We start from the raw sequence: 16,261 nt of genomic DNA on the forward strand, positions 1-16,261 counted from the left end.
GGGTCAGTCCAGCCGAACGACTTTCAGCGATTCGATGCCGCGGTTATCGACGATCTTCACCGCGATGCAGCGGTTGTCGCCGGGCTCGAAGGGGAGTGACTTGGTGCCGTGGTACTGGCCCAGCAGCTCCTCGTTGAGCTCGGCGCGAATATCCTTCTTGAGCTTGTACCAGCCATCCTTCTTGCCGGCCATGGGGAAGAACACCTGGCGGGGGTAGATGGAGCGGTCGTCGTAATCGGTATCCAGCTCCCACACGGCGATGTCGCGCTTGCCGCCGGACTTGAGCTCGCCGCTCTTGGTATCGAAGTAGTCGAAGCCGTGCACCTCGACCTGCAACTTACCGTCCTTCAGCTCATGCACCTCGACGTCAGGCTGGCCCATCAGCCAGAAGGATTCGTTGCTGCGTGCGTTCTTCTTGAGGTCCTCGGTGAGCAGGTCGGTGTTCATCTGCACCTTGAGGGCCTGGATGCCCTTGATGCTGTCGATATCCTTGGCGGCCTCGGGGTCGAAGGTGAAGGCACAGAACACCAGCAGCTTGGGCAGCGGGAAGAGGTCACCGGCCTCGTTCTTGGCGATCTCCACCTGGCGCTGCTCCAGGGCGGCGTACTCGGGGCCGAAGCTGACGGCGACTCGCTCGCCGGTTTCCGCCACCGTACCCACGGCATGCAGGTACTTGGCCCCGGGCAGGGTCTCGAGGTCCATCAGCTTGAGATGCTGGCCCCCCTTGCCGCGGATACCCGCCTTGAGCAGCTCCTCGCGCCACTGGGCATGGCGGGAGGTGGCCCCGGAGCGCGCCACGGCGACATCGGCCTCCTTGGGCTGCTCGGCCTCGTCCAGACCCAGCACGGTGGCGAAGGGTACGGCCTCGACGGTAAAGGGGCCGGTGATACGCAGCTTGTCGCGGCTCACCTCGGGCTGGTCGTAGAGCACCTCCTGCCCGGCATGGTTGGCGATGCTTTGATCCATGTGTTGCTGCATGGCCTGACGGCAGGAGTGGAACCCGGCCAGAGCGTCCAGCGCCTCCTGGTTCCAGTGCTCGGGATAATCGAAAGGCACCTCCCACTCCAGCAGAGCATTGACCGGCACTTCTTCCCCCGAAGGCAGTGTCTGGGTCTTGCCGGCATCCTTGGCGAAGTCGATCTGCTGCCCCTTGCGAGCGCCTTCCATCACGGTGAAGGGGCGGGAAGGGGGCTCCTGCTGCAAGGAGGCGTTTAGCCGCTCCAGGCAGTGTTGGATTGCAGGATGCTTCTTCTCGTAGATTTCATCGATCTCCGGGTTGTTGGCGATCGACTTGAGGGTGATGTGCGGCACTGTCTTGTAGATGAAACCGCCACCCAGCCCCTCCTGAGGGTACTTCAGCTCGTAGTAGTCGTAACTGGCGGTCATCAGCCGCTGCTTGGCCAGGGTCACGGCCACCCGGGAGGTATCGCAGGTAACCCAGCGCCGGCCCCACTTCTCGGCCACATAGGCGGTGGTGCCGGAGCCGCAGGTGGGGTCTAGTACCAAGTCACCGGGGTCGGTGGTCATCAGTAGGCAGCGCTCTAGGGCTTTCACCCCGGTCTGGACAACGTAGACTTTATCGTCGGTAAAACTTCCTGTTCCAGTATCTTGCCAAGTATTAACAACTGGGTAGACAGGGAAGTCGTCAATGAACCTCACATATCCAAGCGTCGAACCTGAAGGCTCGACTCTTTTTGCCTTTGCAAGATTTTCCAGACCTTTAATCGTTGTTTTCCAATGCTTGTTTCCACCACAATCAAGGTCAAATCCGTTCAAAGGAAAGCTTTCCGAGAGCTTTTCACTGAAGCCAGTGGATGTTGCATTGTCTATCCGGTAGACCTTTGCTCCATTATGAAGCGCTCCATGCCGCCTCTCATCCTTACTAAGCCTCCTTCTTCTTCCATCTTCTTCTTGGCATCTTACATAAACACCTGCAGAATCTGATGTTTGAGACTTCTCATGGTAAAGCTGATTATACTTCACGCTCTCGCGTGATTTGGCATACCAAATCACGAAATCAGTCACAGTGGCCAAGGTCTTGACCTTAGCATCTGGACTGCTTACTGCGGCTGTCTTTCGATAAACAATTTCTGAGCAAAAATTTTCTGCACCAAAGACCTCATCGCATATTTCCCTTACACGATGAACATTCTCATCGGAAATCTGCACAAACACGGACCCGCTCTCACTCAGCAGCTCCCTCGCCAGCAGCAACCGATCCCGCAGGTAGGTGAGGTAGGAGTGGATGCCCAGCTCCCAGGTATCCCGGAAGGCCTTGATCATCTCCGGCTCCTGGGTGAGGTCCTCGTCCTTGCGATCCTTGACGTCGCGCTTGTTCGTGAACGGCTGGAAGTTGGAGCCGTATTTGATGCCGTAGGGCGGGTCGATATAGATCATTTGCACCTGCCCGGCCATGCCTTCCTTCTGCAGCATGGAGTTCATCACCAGCAGGGAGTCGCCGGCGATCAGGCGGTTGGCCCAGTCGCGCTCGTGCTTGTAGAAGTCGATGGCTTCCCGTAGCGGGAGGTTCTCGAAGGGCGCATGGAACATGTCGGGCTGGAAGGCGCTGCCGCCCCTCTTTCCCGCCTTCATGCGCTTCTGCACCTCGCCGAGGATGGTGGCGGGGTCGATGCGCTCATGGACGTGTAGCGAGACGGTATCCACCTCGAAGCTGGTGCGCTCGGCCTTGCCGGTCCACTGCAGGTAGGGGGACTGCCGGCGCTTGAGCTCCTCGAGCGCGGCCTTCATCTGCTCCTGGTCACCGGAGGCCAGGGCATCGTCGATCAACGCCTCGACCTGGGCACGGTTGGCGGAGGAGTCGAACTGCAGCTCGGGATCAAGGTGCGGGTCATAGGCCCAGGTGGTGGTCTCCTCAACCCCGTCGCTGGCGGTATCCACCATGCCCACGTGGGGGTTGTTCTTGCGCTTCTCCTCAAAGCGGTAGGAGAGCACCTCGGCCTGGTCAGGCTTCTTCTGGCGCGGCCTGGTGGCCCGGCTCGGTTTGGCCTGCTGCTGATTCAGCGGCAGCTCCGCAGGGGCCTCCTGCATCTGTAGGGTGAGGTCAGGGGCCATGTCGTCTGAAGCCGGGTCTTCTCTCAGGATGGGGGGATCGGTGAGATAGACCGAACCGCCCCGGCCACGCCCCTTGCCCAGCACGCCTTCCTCGATCAGCCCGTCGCGCACTCGCTCATAGTCGGACTTCTCGACCTCGGCCGCCTCTTCGCTGAGCTGCTTGAGCAGCCTGGCATTGCCGATGGTGTTGCCGTCATCGGGCACGAGGGTGAGGATCAGCTCACGTAGCTGGGCGTCGGTCTGGCTCATGGGGCGTCCCTGTCGTTCTGGCGGCGATGAATGCGCTTAGCCTGCTGATGATACAGGCCATCATGGTGAATCGGCAGGGTGGCCGCAAGGCGCGAGTCAAGGATGGTTATCGAGGCAGGGGTAGCTGCGAATTCGGTGGTACAGAGTTTCCAATTCGCTTTCATCGAGAGCCAGAGTGCGCATCTGGCGCTTCCCACATTCGCTGCACTCCGTCACGACTGCATTGAAGGCGGCTCGGCAGCATGGGCAGAAACTCGCTTGTGACGCCCCGGCATGAAACATGGCTTCCAAGTTACCAGCGCACCTCTTGGCGTCTGCGTCCCTCTGGTCACGCTTCTCCTGCTTAGCTTGCTCTTTCTGCTTTTGCTTTTTTTCGTCCTGAATCTGCTGCTCAAGTAGCCTCTCCATACGCAAGATTGATTCTTCCGCACGCTGCTCTTGCAGGCTGGCGAAATCATCGAAGGATGCAAGTTTAACAGTGAATCTGGGGGAGTTGTTGATCCTTGAAAGTATTCCAATAGCCGGCTTTGAAAGTGCGCTAAGGTATTCGATAATAACCCGGTAGGGAGATATTATGGCGCGATTTTCTTCATGCTCAAGAAACCAGGCGCCCTCGTCAGCATACCATTGTTTTCTTTCTTCCCCTTGTTTCTTCTGGCTACGTTTCAGCTTGTCCAAGGTGGTTATCCAAGGGAGTATGCCATATCTGTTTTCTATTTCCTTTAATACCCAAGAAGCGTGCAGGGTGAAGCCAGGTGGCCGCTTGAAGATGATTCCGAAAAGCACGAATGCCTGCCAGACGAGAGGGTGCGCACTGAATATCCAGTCACCTTTCAATGGGATGTTTGTTATCGGGGGTGTATGGCTCATTGTGTTTTCAAAAGGTACAAGCTTCTTCTCAATCCATCGCTTTGTCTTATGATATCTTGGGTCATTGGACAAGTGCTCATGCCTTGCAGTGATTCCGGCTTAAGTAAGCATATATTCCAGGTTTTTCAATGGTTCTGCATAATGCTCTCTCATCCTTGATTTGTTGTTTTCGATGTCAGCCTCTCGCTTGAGTACGGCCTCCTTCATTGTTTTTTCTCTGAGGATTTTTTCTTTTTCGGCAGCAAGTCGCTCTTGAAGTGACTGTCTGAATTTTTCAACCTTTTCCAGATCGTCGTATAAGGAGCAGCGGTACCATTTCCTGGGGGCGCTAATCAATACTGCCTCTTTGAGCTTTTCCAGATCTGAAACGGTATCCTCGGGAAGTGTGCTCAAGTCAATTTCAAAGAGGTTGTCGAGTTTTTCTGGCTTATCTCCATCAACCGCATGGCTCACATAGATCTCGATAAAAATAGTGGCTCGGGTTTTTAGTCTAGCTGTGATGTCAGGTACCCAGCGCTCTATTCGACTTTCCTGCCGTACATCATGGATAGCAGTGTAGTGTGGCTGGAAATAGGCAGTCCCTGCCAAGGTGATCCCTTCGGGGGAGGTGACCTGAACGCGTACACTGTACTCAGGTAGTGTAACGGATTTGGCGTCATCGATGATCTGCTTGGCCATCCTGTGCAGTGCAGTTTCGTATCCACCAATGCACTCGGTCCTGTCGTGGTGGGCGAAGAATGCAAGGCCCCTCGAGGATCGCTTGGCAACCAGATCAGCACCGCATTCTGGACAGGTACAGCGGCAGCCGAGACCTCTTTCGACATGACCAGGAGGATATAGCCTGCCGTCGCGCTCCCCGAAAGGAACCTTTATCTCCTGGGAACGGCTCGAGGGAGAGAGTATCGACTTCGGTGCTGCGTTAGGGAGATATTCCATGATCCCTGCTGATAGACTTTGGTGATTGCCAATAATGTAGCAGCGCCACTGAAGGCCTGCTTGCAGACTTGTGCAGGACCCTGCTCGCCAGCGTGGAAGGCAAGCAGTTACCACCACGAACTCCTGCTCCACAACTGGCAGCACACCGACTGAAGACTAGCAAACGGTGTTGCCGTTTCGCTTACGCCCAGGGGCCTCAGGTGGACTCTCGACTGATGGGTGCCGGCGTATCCAGCTGCCAGGATACGGTCGGCATGGGCTTCCAGGCCCCACAGCGACACCATTTCACATATTTCCAAGCGCCCATTGTCAAGGCTTTGCTGAAAGTGAAAAATAGTTTTCCACTTATACTAAAGTTTTAGTGCGTGGATTGAAAGACCGATTATAGCACTATAAAATCCATGATAATCGTTAACTTAATTAGCCTGGCGAAGGCGCCAGAAGATCAAGAGACCTGTTAGTGGATGGATGGTTATATAATTTTTTGCGGTTCTCGTGCATCAATAAATGAAAGTGGTTGTGCATTTTGTTTTAGGCCGCAGGGGATATTGTAGAAGTCGTAATGAATAGGTGTGGTGAAATTTTTTATTCAGTTTTAGCAAGTGGTTTTATATGCTTGGGTCTTTTACAAAGCATTTGTCATTGTGAGGTTGTAAGATGAAAAAATATCAGCTTGGGTGCTCGGAGGTCGAGGTATCCCCAATGATTTTTGGCGGGAATGTCTTTGGGTGGACAGCAGATCGAACATGTTCCTTCGAGCTCCTGGATCGCTTCGTGGATCGTGGCTTTGATACCATTGATACTGCAGATGTATATTCAGCATGGGCGCCGGGCTTGGAGGGTGGCGAATCTGAAACCGTGTTGGGAGAGTGGTTAGCTCGCCGCGGACGCCGAGACGACATCGTGTTGATGAGCAAAGTCGGTATGTGGGAAAAGCGTAAGGGACTGTCTTCTGGCAACATCGAAGTTGCCGTAGAGGATTCTCTGCGTCGCTTGCGAACCGAATACCTGGATGTCTGCTTTGCTCACATCGACGATCAAGACGTGCCATTGGATGAAACTCTCGGAGCATTCGCAAAGCTGGTCGAAAGCGGAAAGGTGCGTGCCATCGGTGCTTCAAACTATACGGCTGACCGACTTAATGAAGCTCTTGGCATTTCCCAGAGTCAGGGGCTGCCACGTTATGAAGTTACCCAGCCTCTTTATAATCTTTATGATAGACAAGAGTTCGAGAGTGAGTTGGCTGACTTGGTCAGTGAAAAAAGGCTTGGCGTCGTGAGCTATTTCTCGCTTGCTAGTGGGTTTCTGACCGGAAAGTATCGTAGTTTTGATGATGTGAAGGGTAATCCTCGTGAGGAGTTTCTTAAGGGCTACTTCGATGAGCGAGGGCAAAGGTTGCTTGAGGAGATATTTAGAGCATCAGAAGAAATAGAAGCCAGCCCTAGTCAGGTGGCATTGGCATGGCTTATGGCGCGGAAGCATGTGACGGCACCAATTGTCAGTGCAACAACCCTAGCTCAGCTGGATGAATTGTTAGACTCTTGTTCCTTGTCAGTCCCAGATGTGGTTATGGGAAGGCTTGACATAAATAGTAAATAACGAGTCAATCCCAAAAAGTCAGAGATGAACTGTGGTCAAGTTAGGCGAAGGTGGTGGTCTTTTAGTTGGAGGTATAGACTCAAGTCTATGGTGCCGCGACTCTGGCAGTGGTGATCAGTAAGGCGCTGATGTTTTGTTGGCTGCTGAAATTGGTTGAACCATATGCGTAAGCAGACTGAATAGTGAGTTCATCTCTGCATTTTTTAGATTGAAGCGTTCACAATGAAACATGGAGAAACCCATGAGTTCTCAATCAGCCGGTCCGACAACGAATTCACCTGATGCGGACGACGTCGTCCAGAGCGGTGAGCTTGAGTTTCAACGCATTCCGCCTAGTAAGCAGTTGAGCGGAAAATATTTTCTTGGCGCCTACTCAGGCGAGCATGTGGCAGGAACCGAGTTCGTCATCGGTGCCTCTTTGGTAAGCCTGGGAGTTAGTACCAGTGACCTGATTTGGGGGCTGATCCTGGGCAACTTGATGGCGGTACTTTCCTGGGCCTGGGTGTGCAGCCCGATTGCGACACGGTCGCGCATGACCATCTACTGGTATCTGGAGCGCCTTGCCGGCAAGAAGGTTTCCTACCTCTACAATATCGTTAATGGGGTGCTTTACGCTGTTCTAGCAGGGGCCATGATCACGGTATCAGCCTCGGCGTTTCGGGTACTGATCGATATCCCTCCGCAGACAGGGCTCTACCCGACCAGTGTCAGCTTCGTGTTACTGGCGCTTGCTGTAGGGGGGGTCACCGTTTTCCTGGCTCTGAAGGGCTTCAAGCTGATTGCTAATTTCTCCACGGTCTGTGCGCCATGGATGATCATGATGTTTCTGGTCAGCGGCATCTTGTCCCTACCAATCGTCACCCACTTTGGTGAACAGCAGGGGCTAAATGGCCTTGGTGCAATGCTTGACGCGCTGATCTGGACCGGGACGACCCCGGAGGGCGAGCCCGGCATCAGCATCTGGGTCATTGCCGCCTGGGCCTGGGGGGTCAATCTGCCGTGGCACCTGGGCATGAGCGACATGAGTATCCTGCGCTTCGCCCGTAAGGCTTCCTATGGCTACTTCTCGGCATCGGGCATGTTCATCGGTCACTTCATGGCATGGGTCTGCGCCGGCATCATGGGGGCTACTGCCGCGCTGTTACTCAAAGAACAGCTGATCGATATGGATCCGGGGACCATCGCCTACCGCATTCTCGGTGGCATGGGGCTGCTTGCGGTGGTGGTCGCCGGATGGACCACGGCAATCCCGAGCCTCTATCGTGCTGGCCTGGCCTTCCAATCCGTTTTCTATCATCACAAGCGATCCACTGTCAGCGTATCGGTGGGCGTCGTTACGACTGTAATCGCTTGTTTTCCCTTTGTCTTCACCTCGCTCATGCAAGTACTTTCTTACCTGACTATGCTCCTGGCTCCAATCGGCGCCATCATTGCCGCCGAGCACTTCCTGTTGCCACGACTGGGCATCCGTCCGCTGTGGCGTGAACACCAGGGAGTCGAGGACAATCGTCCCGCCATGTTAACTTGGATCACTGCGGTGGTGGTCGGCATAATTATGGTTGCATTGCCCCAGATCCATCTGTTCCTGGTATTCATCCCGGTGTGGCTGACGTCCTTTATCGTCTATCCGCTTCTGTGCCTCTCCATGGGCGCCGAGACCGAGCCAGGTATCGACTATCTCGAGGCGGGCTACGGCCCGGTAGATCCGCCCGAACTCCCTGGAGATACTGTCCAGTCCCACCCTGCCGTCAATCGCCGTGACCCCTGGTATTTTCTGTCTATCGGCTGCTTGGTAGTTATCCTGTTGGCCAGTTTTTGGCCTTGGATCAATGAGGGTAGCAACGCCATAGACTACGTAGAGACCTACAAGTGGCTAATCGTGCCTTTGACAGTAACTTACTTCATCGCCGCCACGATGTGGATGCGAAATCGTCGCCTAAACAGCGATGAGTAATCGTTATCCGTCCAATTCGTTGTTTGCAGACGCTGATGTTCGTGATGGTGCAATAGGTGATAATCGATGGCGCTTTTTGCGGATAACAGAAAAGGTTGGTTATAAGGCAAGGTCAATCATATGGCCCATTGGTGCTATAACTGATTGAAAACAGGTTGGTTAGCAGGGCGGGGGCTGCGGTTTTTCGCAAAATGAAAAAAACATTTTATTCTATGGGCTTCCAAGGCTGTGGTAAGCGTCCTATGCTCACCTCAGCTAGACGGTACCAATGTCAGAAGAACTCTATTGTTACTGCCCGAGTGATCAGGTCGGTACGCCTCACACCGGGCTCACCCAGACATTCATAAAATGATTCATCAAGAGATTCTGTTATGAAAGAACAAGATATTGAACTGGTGGCGTCATACTTCACGATCTCGGGTGACGTCTATCCCTCAGCACCAACCGAGGTTAGCCCCTATGCGCTTCAAGACAGGATTGAAGCAGCGGCACGAGCGGGTTACAAAGGAATAGGCTTGCTACTTCAGGATCTCCAAGCCGCCGACAAGCAATATGGCATGTCCAACATCCGCCGCATGCTGGATGACCACGACATGAAGCATATCCATCTGGAATTCCTTGTGGACTGGTACCTGGATGGCGAAGAGAGGGTTGTCTCCGACAAGTATCGCCATGAGATTCTGACCGCTGCCCAGGCGTTGGGAGCCGAGACGGTCAAGGTCGGACCCAGTATCCAGGAGACCCGACAGGCGGATGTGCCGCGTATGACCGACGCCTTTGCTGGTCTTTGCCAGGATGCGGCGCCCTACGGCGTCAATATTGCTTTCGAGTTTCTGCCATTCAGCAATGTGAGTCAGATCGATACGGCGTTGGCTATCGTCGAGGGAGCCGACCAACCCAATGGTGGACTGTTGCTGGATATCTGGCATATCAAGCGGGGTGGCATGGGCTTCGAGGAGATTCGAAAGGTGCCTCTGAGATTCATCAAGGCTGTTGAAGTCAATGATGCCTCCAGCGAAGCCTTACCGTCACTGTTCGAAGATTCCACCCATCATCGCCGGCTCTGCGGTGAGGGCGACTTGGATGTGCCGGCCTTCCTTCAAGCGATACAGGACACTGGCTATCAGGGTCCTTACGGTGTCGAAGTCTTGTCCAGAGAGTTCCGCCAGCGTCCACTGGAGGAGATGGCTCATCGGTCGTACGACACGACCATGCAGCAGTTTGCGAAGATAACCGAGTGGTAGGCTAGGTAATTCAGAGCCTCCCAACCATATCCTAATCAATATGTCATAACCAATAACATTGCGAGGAGCCCCACATGAAACTTGCCCTGATTGGCGCCGGTCGTATCGGCAAGGTGCATGCCGAAGCTATTGCTGCCCAACCGGAGATCACCCTGGCCGCGGTAGCCGATTTTTACCGTCCGGCGGCCGAGGAACTAGCCGCCCAGTACGGTAGCCGTGTGATGGACGCCGAGGAAGTGTTTACCTCGCCCAGCATAGATGCTGTATTGATTGCCTCGAGCACACCGACGCATGCGGACTACCTCGAACAAGCTGCTCGTGGCGGCAAAGCGGTACTGTGTGAAAAGCCGATCGACCTGGACCTGGCTCGGACTCGTGAGGCCCTGAAAGTGCTGACCGAGCATCCGGTGACCTGTGCCCTGGGTTTCAACCGTCGTCATGACCCGCAGTTTGGCGCCTTTAAGAAGGGGCTCGAAGAAGGGCGTATCGGTACCCTTGAAACCCTGACCATCATCAGTCGCGACCCGACGCCTCCCCCGGCCGACTACGTCGCGGCCTCGGGGGGGCTGTTTCGCGACATGATGATTCACGATTTCGACATGGCCCGCTGGTTGCTGGATGAACCGATCACCCATATCCAGGCCGCCGGTAGCTGCCTCATTGATCCGGCCATTGGAGATGCGGGAGACGTCGATACCGCCATGGTCACCCTGACCACGGCGAGCGGGCGATTGTGCCATATCAACAATTCACGTCGCGCCTGTTACGGCTACGATCAGCGCATCGAAGCCTTCGGAAGTTCCGGCATGCTCCAGGCGCAGAATGAGAGTGAGACACGGCTTCGCTTCACCGGTGAGCCTGGTCAGGTGGAGGAGAAGCCGAAGTGGTTCTTCCTGCAGCGCTATGCGGAGGCCTATGGACGAGAGGTCGCGGATTTTGCCCGAGCCTGGCGAGAGCAACGCGAGCCCTTGGCATCCGCCGAGGACGGCCTCGAGGCGCTTCGATTGGCTGAGGCTGCCGAGTTATCACTACGTGAGGGTCGTCGTGTGGCGTTGGACGAAATTCGCTGAACGAGAAACGACGAGAAATACGTCAGTGTGTGCCGCCGTTGCGCGGCTACAAGACCTACACCGCTTGTCGTGCGACGTGATGGGTGAGGTGCGGAAAATGTGTGTCCGCACCGAGTGAGCCCTTATGTCGACTGAGTGATGTAGCAATATGAAAGTACAATAGTTTCCTCCCTTCCGGCGTGCTTGGCCGATTCGGCTCTTTATCCAGGGCGATGGCTGCGTACGCCGGTTTTTTTCAGGAGTCACTGATGGCTACAGACAAGTTCATTTACAGCGCTCAACCCGCTCGAGTGATCTTTGGAAAGGATTCGATCCAAGAGTTGGCAAATGAAATCGAGCGTCTCGGGGCACATCGTGCGCTCGTCCTGTCCACTCCCGATCAGCGTGCGCAAGCCGAACAGGTTGCCGAACTGCTGGGCTCACGGGCGGCGGGGATCTTCGACAAGGCCGTGATGCACGTGCCGATCGAAACAGCGCATGAAGCCAGAGAGGTAGCTAAGAAGTTGGAGGCCGACTGTGCCGTGGCTATCGGTGGCGGGTCGACGACGGGGCTCGGCAAGGCCATCGCCATGGAGTCTGAGCTGCCGATATTGGCAATACCGACCACGTATGCCGGATCGGAAATGACACCAGTCTACGGCCTGACCGAACAAGGGCTGAAAAGGACCGGTAAGGATCCGAGGGTACTGCCCAAGACCGTCATCTATGACCCAAGCCTGACTCTGAGCCTGCCGGTCGATCTGTCGGTTACCAGTGGCATGAATGCTATCGCGCATGCTGCCGAAGGCCTCTATGCCCAGGATGGAAATCCGGTGATGTCATTGATGGCCGAAGAGGGGATCCGGTCGATGGCTCAGGGCCTGACCAGGCTCGTGGGGCATGCCGATGACTACGCCGCACGCAGCGACTGCCTTTATGGCGCCTGGCTCTGTGGGACGGTGCTGGGGCATGTGGGCATGGCGTTGCACCACAAGCTCTGCCATACCCTGGGCGGTAGCTTCAATTTGCCACATGCACCGACTCATACCGTGGTGCTGCCCCACGCCATCGCGTTCAATGCCGAGGCAGCGCCAGAGGCGGCGAGGTGCATCAGCAGAGCTCTGGGTGATGAGTCTGTACCGGCGGGAGGTGCGCTATACGATCTGGCGAAGCGCCTGGGCGCTCCCTTGACGCTGCGCGAACTTGGGCTGACGGAACCCGATCTGGATCGGGCTACGGACATTGCCCTATCCAACCCCTACTGGAATCCTCGTCCCATAGAGCGCGAAGGCATCCGGTCACTGTTGCAGGATGCTTTTGATGGGGCCCGTCCCTCTTCGTGATGAAGTTAGGCACGCCTATAACGTGGGCGTGCCTGTGCAACTCATAGCGTGTTCCAATTTTCCTCATAACCTTTCTTTTGGAAGTTTTCCAGGAGGAAATCAATGAACAGGCGTGTTTTGGCAGGCATGTAACGCCGCTCCTGAAAGGCGATGTTGATGATAAGTTTGGGAAGGTGCCAGTCGTGCAAGACAGGAAGAAGTCGGCCGGCAACTAAATCATCATAGATAATATACATCGGTTGCACGAGAATGCCGAGGCCCGAGAGGGCTGCCGAGCGGATAATTTGTCCATCATTACTTTCCAGTGTGGGTTCGATGCCCACTGAAGCTTTCTCGTTCCCGCGGGTGAAGTTGAGACGGTAGGGGTCGTAGGCATGACTATAAATAATCATGTCATGACGACTAAGTTCTTCTACGACTTTAGGTGTGCCCTTGCGTCTCAAATACTCAGGTGATGCGGCAAGAACTCTGCGATTCTGGGCTAATCGGCGAATTGTGATATTTGAGTCAGGTTCGAATTCACGGGTGCGTATGGCCAAGTCGATACCGCTGTCCATAATGTCATGGTACCGGTTAGCACCAATGATGTGGACCTTGATTCTAGGATAAAGTCTCTTGAACTCGGGCAAAATAGGCGCAATGTGAAGCTTGGAAAAGGAGATGGTCGCGGTAACGGTCAAGGTACCCGTGGGCTCGACGACGGATGAACTGACGGCAGACTCTGCTTCATAATATTCGTTCAAAAGGTTCTTGCTTCGTTGGAAAAAGTCATGGCCAATTTTAGTCAATGACAAGCGGCGTGTATTACGTTCAATCAAACGCACTTTTAGCCGGGACTCCAACGAGTATAGATGTCGAGTAGCGCTGGCGTTGGATATCTGGAGATGCTCAGCAGCCTTGCTCAATGTCCCCATTTCGATGGCATGAACAAAAAGCTCGAGTTCGGTTATTCTGTCCATTGTGGTAGCCTCTAAATAAATATTAATTATTTCAGGAGTGAAAAATAATTTTTCAGTCCTAATGTTTCCCCCAGTCATATGGTCATCTATGCTGCATTTATAAAGACCGTAAACGATGCAATATGACGGAGGGGTTATGCGAAACCTGAATGAGAGAACGATTACACAAGCTGTGCTGAAAAGCAATGGCGGGGCTAGTGACGACCGCCTTCAGGAGATCATGGCAAGCCTCGTGCAACACCTTCATGCGTTTGCACGTGAGGTCCATCTAACGGAAGAAGAGTGGCAGTATGGTATCGAATTCCTGACATCAGTTGGTCAGATTTGCAGCCCAACTCGTCAGGAGTTCATTCTTTTGTCAGACACTTTGGGGCTATCGACTCTGGTCGTTGCGCAGAATCACAAGAAGCCCGCAGGATGCACTGAGGCCACTGTTTTCGGACCATTTCACGTTGAAGATGCTCCCCATTACGAACTGGGTGATGATATTAGTAATGGTATGAAAGGGGAGCCGTGGTATATTCGCGGAAAAATTGTGAATCAGGATGGTGAACCAATCCCACATGCCAGAATAGAAGCCTGGCAGGCAGACGATGCTGGTTATTACGATGTGCAGTCTCCAGATCTGTCGGAATACCAGGGGCGTGGAGTGCTGCAGTCCGATGCGCAAGGAAATTACTATTTCAAGTCGATCGTTCCCGAGGCTTATCCGATTCCCCATGACGGACCAGTGGGGAAAATGCTTGAGGCCTTGAATCGGCACCCATGGCGCCCAGCTCACCTGCACTTCATGATCACGGCTCCCGGTTATGAGCGGCTGGTCACGCATGTGTTTCGTGAGGGAGGTGACTATCTAGATTCCGATGCGGTGTTTGGCGTGCGGTCATCGTTGATCGCCGACTGGGTCCGCCATGAAAATGGCTCAACGCCTGATGGTAATTTTTCAGAAACACCTTTCTATACGATGGATTTCGATTTCGTGCTAAATGCTGAAGCCGAGTAAGTATTCTTTCCTTGGCCCGATTAGCAGAGACGCTGTCGGGCCATTTTTGTTGTAGTAGTGAGGGAGTGTCGATGAGTATCATGAAACATGTCGTCATGTGGGACGTCAAGGGTGAGACCGACCAAGAAAGACAGCAGCACATAGAGGTGCTGAAGACAGCTTTCGAGGGGCTGCGAGGAAAGATACCAGGTCTAAGGAAGATTGAAGTCGGTGTGGATATCAGCAATATCGATTATGCTTGCGATGTGGTGCTCTATTCCGAGTTCGAGTCCCTTGATGCATTAGAGGGCTATGCCTCCCACCCAGAACACTTGCGTGTGCGACAAGAGTTGGGCGACATGCGTATTGCGAGGCATCAGGTAGACTATTCAATGTAGTGAACACAGGTTGTGTTTCACGATCAATTATTCAGTTATGATTTATGCCCAGCGCATCTAGTGCATGGGCATAATTTTTTGAGTATGGCTAGCCACTACTCTTGAACAAGTCTACGGGAGATAACTTACCAGTTAGTGATCTTCTTGAAATGCTGTTTTCAGGCGCAACCCGTATCATCTGTCCGGATTGTGAACGGCTTTCTTGATCAGCAAAGGAGCCAGCCGCTAAGGCGGCTGATGAACGACACTGACTGAATGGAGCATGCATACGACCAAAAAAAAGGTTGACGAACGGCGTCGCCAACCTTTTCTCAATGCTGCTGGATCAGGTTCCAGGGATGACCTCGGCGCCGGATTGTTTCGATGACGCGAAGAGTGCCTCAATCAGCAGGTTGACATTGAGGGCCTGTTGGGCCGGCACCTGGGACGACGCACCGGTGCGGATCGAGTTGACGAACGCCTCTGCCTCGCGCTCGAAGAAGAATGGGTTACCGATCTCTGCGAGCTCGGGGGAGTATTCGGTCTTCTTGGCCGCCCATTGAACAGGGAAGGTTGTATCCTGCCAAGAACTCCAGCCTTGGGTGTGGCCCTGTCGATTAGTGTCGTAGATCTTGTAACTGGCCGGCAGGGGGTTAGCATGCATGATCCCATCGGTGCCATACGCCGTGATGTTCCAGCTTTCCAACCAGGGGAGAGGATCCCAGGAGAAGAAGTCGACCACCACGATCTTGTCACGGTAGTTCAGGACGGCACCTGCAGCATCTTCCCGGAAGCTGTCATCCATCTGTCCCGGGAACTTGGAGACCCGAGCGTTGACGGAGAGCGGCATACCGAAATGATGGATGATTTGATCGATGAGATGGCAGCCGATGACGAACATCGCCCCACCCATGTCTTCGGGTTGGTTAAGGTGGCTGGTGGCTGCCTCATCGTGCGACGTCCCGCCATGGGCTCGTACCTGCATGACTTTGCCTAGGCGACCACTCTGCAATGCTTCATGCATGGCAGCCACTGAAGGCGCGTGTCGCCAGCAGTAGCCAACCTGCAGCAAACCACCGGTACGTTCTACGGCATCTCGAATGCGCCGGGCGTCCTCCGAGTTTCGTCCTGCCGGTTTCTCAACGAGTACCGCCTTCCCTGCCTCAAGAGCCTCGATGGAAAGGTCTGCCATCTTGTCGCTCTTGGAGTGAATGATGACCACTTGGGTGTTGGGGTCCTCCATCACTTCCTGCTTATTGCGGACTTCCAAACCGAAGGCATCGGCAAAGACTGGTGTTAGATGGCTGTCATCCACAGCGTATGTGACTTCGACATTTTCCATCTTGTTGAGGGCTTTGACGCGCCCTGAGGTATGTGGATGGGTTATACCCAGGCAAGCCACCTTCAAGGGAGTATCGGGACCAATATTCATGTCGCCTCCTGATGTTGATGTTTGTATTACACACTGGCCACTACGGGCGAGAAACCTGAGTCATTGACCTATTGTCGGAGAGTCTCCCATCACGACGCAGGCCCTCTTTTGCAAGCAGGTTCAGCATAGGTAAGTGCCTGTTCCCACGAAACACCCTCGAACGAATTCTCTTTTTCGCTGTTCGAAAAAATTGCT

Annotated in this window: 12 protein-coding genes; 7 read left to right on the forward strand and 5 right to left on the reverse strand. The window is 54.3% G+C overall.

Going from position 1 to position 16,261, the window contains the following annotated elements; genetic code table 11:
• Window positions 1-3 precede the first annotated feature (3 nt).
• From SCI24_RS03545 to SCI24_RS03555, 3 genes are all read right to left on the reverse strand, one after another.
• Window positions 4-3,321, reverse strand: coding sequence for a site-specific DNA-methyltransferase (locus SCI24_RS03545; protein WP_318724036.1), 3,318 nt, complete (start codon window positions 3,319-3,321; stop codon window positions 4-6).
• Between the two features lie 96 nt (window positions 3,322-3,417).
• A complete protein-coding gene (locus SCI24_RS03550; protein ID WP_318724037.1) occupies window positions 3,418-4,191 on the reverse strand; it encodes a hypothetical protein in 774 nt (257 codons plus the stop codon).
• 99 nt (window positions 4,192-4,290) lie between these two features.
• Complete coding sequence (locus SCI24_RS03555) at window positions 4,291-5,127, reverse strand: hypothetical protein (protein WP_318724039.1); 837 nt, start codon at window positions 5,125-5,127, stop codon at window positions 4,291-4,293.
• A 657-nt stretch (window positions 5,128-5,784) separates the two neighbouring features.
• On the opposite strand from SCI24_RS03555, the gene SCI24_RS03560 reads away from it, so the two are divergent.
• The 5 genes from SCI24_RS03560 to SCI24_RS03580 all read left to right on the forward strand — a co-directional run bounded on the left by SCI24_RS03560 (window position 5,785) and on the right by SCI24_RS03580 (window position 12,316).
• Complete coding sequence (locus SCI24_RS03560) at window positions 5,785-6,726, forward strand: aldo/keto reductase (RefSeq protein ID WP_318724041.1); 942 nt, start codon at window positions 5,785-5,787, stop codon at window positions 6,724-6,726.
• 241 nt (window positions 6,727-6,967) lie between these two features.
• Window positions 6,968-8,680, forward strand: coding sequence for a hypothetical protein (locus SCI24_RS03565; protein WP_318724042.1), 1,713 nt, complete (start codon window positions 6,968-6,970; stop codon window positions 8,678-8,680).
• A 371-nt stretch (window positions 8,681-9,051) separates the two neighbouring features.
• Window positions 9,052-9,924 carry a sugar phosphate isomerase/epimerase gene (locus tag SCI24_RS03570; protein ID WP_318724043.1) on the forward strand — a complete coding sequence of 291 codons (873 nt, stop codon included), beginning with the start codon at window positions 9,052-9,054 and terminating at the stop codon, window positions 9,922-9,924.
• Between the two features lie 74 nt (window positions 9,925-9,998).
• Complete coding sequence (gene iolG, locus SCI24_RS03575; protein WP_318724045.1) at window positions 9,999-10,994, forward strand: inositol 2-dehydrogenase; 996 nt, start codon at window positions 9,999-10,001, stop codon at window positions 10,992-10,994.
• Window positions 10,995-11,242: 248 nt separating this feature from the next.
• Window positions 11,243-12,316, forward strand: coding sequence for a maleylacetate reductase (locus SCI24_RS03580; protein WP_318724046.1), 1,074 nt, complete (start codon window positions 11,243-11,245; stop codon window positions 12,314-12,316).
• Window positions 12,317-12,357: 41 nt separating this feature from the next.
• Here SCI24_RS03580 and SCI24_RS03585 read toward each other — a convergent pair whose 3' ends face one another.
• Window positions 12,358-13,275, reverse strand: coding sequence for a LysR family transcriptional regulator (locus tag SCI24_RS03585; protein ID WP_318724047.1), 918 nt, complete (start codon window positions 13,273-13,275; stop codon window positions 12,358-12,360).
• Window positions 13,276-13,411: 136 nt separating this feature from the next.
• Here SCI24_RS03585 and SCI24_RS03590 point away from each other — a divergent pair, with 136 nt between their 5' ends.
• Together SCI24_RS03590 and SCI24_RS03595 are read left to right on the forward strand one after the other, a co-directional pair.
• Window positions 13,412-14,278: an intradiol ring-cleavage dioxygenase gene (locus tag SCI24_RS03590; RefSeq protein ID WP_318724049.1), complete on the forward strand. Its 867-nt coding sequence runs from the start codon at window positions 13,412-13,414 to the stop codon at window positions 14,276-14,278.
• 71 nt (window positions 14,279-14,349) lie between these two features.
• A complete protein-coding gene (locus tag SCI24_RS03595; protein ID WP_318724050.1) occupies window positions 14,350-14,655 on the forward strand; it encodes a Dabb family protein in 306 nt (101 codons plus the stop codon).
• A 325-nt stretch (window positions 14,656-14,980) separates the two neighbouring features.
• On the opposite strand, the gene SCI24_RS03600 is transcribed toward SCI24_RS03595, so the two are convergent.
• Window positions 14,981-16,066 (reverse strand): Gfo/Idh/MocA family oxidoreductase, encoded by a 1,086-nt coding sequence (locus SCI24_RS03600; RefSeq protein ID WP_318724051.1) that lies wholly within the window; start codon window positions 16,064-16,066, stop codon window positions 14,981-14,983.
• Window positions 16,067-16,261 lie beyond the last annotated feature (195 nt).

It is taken from the genome of Halomonas sp., assembly GCF_033549285.1.
Classification (GTDB): Bacteria; Pseudomonadota; Gammaproteobacteria; order Pseudomonadales; family Halomonadaceae; genus Halomonas.

What these genes read in the sequence shown, in the direction of transcription:
- SCI24_RS03570 (WP_318724043.1), top strand. Translation starts at nt 9,052, where the DNA reads ATGAAAGAACAAGATATTGAACTGGTGGCGTCATACTTCACGATCTCG.
- SCI24_RS03580 (WP_318724046.1), top strand. Translation starts at nt 11,243, where the DNA reads ATGGCTACAGACAAGTTCATTTACAGCGCTCAACCCGCTCGAGTGATC.
- SCI24_RS03545 (WP_318724036.1), bottom strand. Translation starts at nt 3,321, where the DNA reads ATGAGCCAGACCGACGCCCAGCTACGTGAGCTGATCCTCACCCTCGTG.
- SCI24_RS03590 (WP_318724049.1), top strand. Translation starts at nt 13,412, where the DNA reads ATGCGAAACCTGAATGAGAGAACGATTACACAAGCTGTGCTGAAAAGC.
- SCI24_RS03585 (WP_318724047.1), bottom strand. Translation starts at nt 13,275, where the DNA reads ATGGACAGAATAACCGAACTCGAGCTTTTTGTTCATGCCATCGAAATG.
- SCI24_RS03595 (WP_318724050.1), top strand. Translation starts at nt 14,350, where the DNA reads ATGAGTATCATGAAACATGTCGTCATGTGGGACGTCAAGGGTGAGACC.
- SCI24_RS03555 (WP_318724039.1), bottom strand. Translation starts at nt 5,127, where the DNA reads ATGGAATATCTCCCTAACGCAGCACCGAAGTCGATACTCTCTCCCTCG.
- SCI24_RS03560 (WP_318724041.1), top strand. Translation starts at nt 5,785, where the DNA reads ATGAAAAAATATCAGCTTGGGTGCTCGGAGGTCGAGGTATCCCCAATG.
- iolG (WP_318724045.1), top strand. Translation starts at nt 9,999, where the DNA reads ATGAAACTTGCCCTGATTGGCGCCGGTCGTATCGGCAAGGTGCATGCC.
- SCI24_RS03565 (WP_318724042.1), top strand. Translation starts at nt 6,968, where the DNA reads ATGAGTTCTCAATCAGCCGGTCCGACAACGAATTCACCTGATGCGGAC.
- SCI24_RS03600 (WP_318724051.1), bottom strand. Translation starts at nt 16,066, where the DNA reads ATGAATATTGGTCCCGATACTCCCTTGAAGGTGGCTTGCCTGGGTATA.
- SCI24_RS03550 (WP_318724037.1), bottom strand. Translation starts at nt 4,191, where the DNA reads ATGAGCCATACACCCCCGATAACAAACATCCCATTGAAAGGTGACTGG.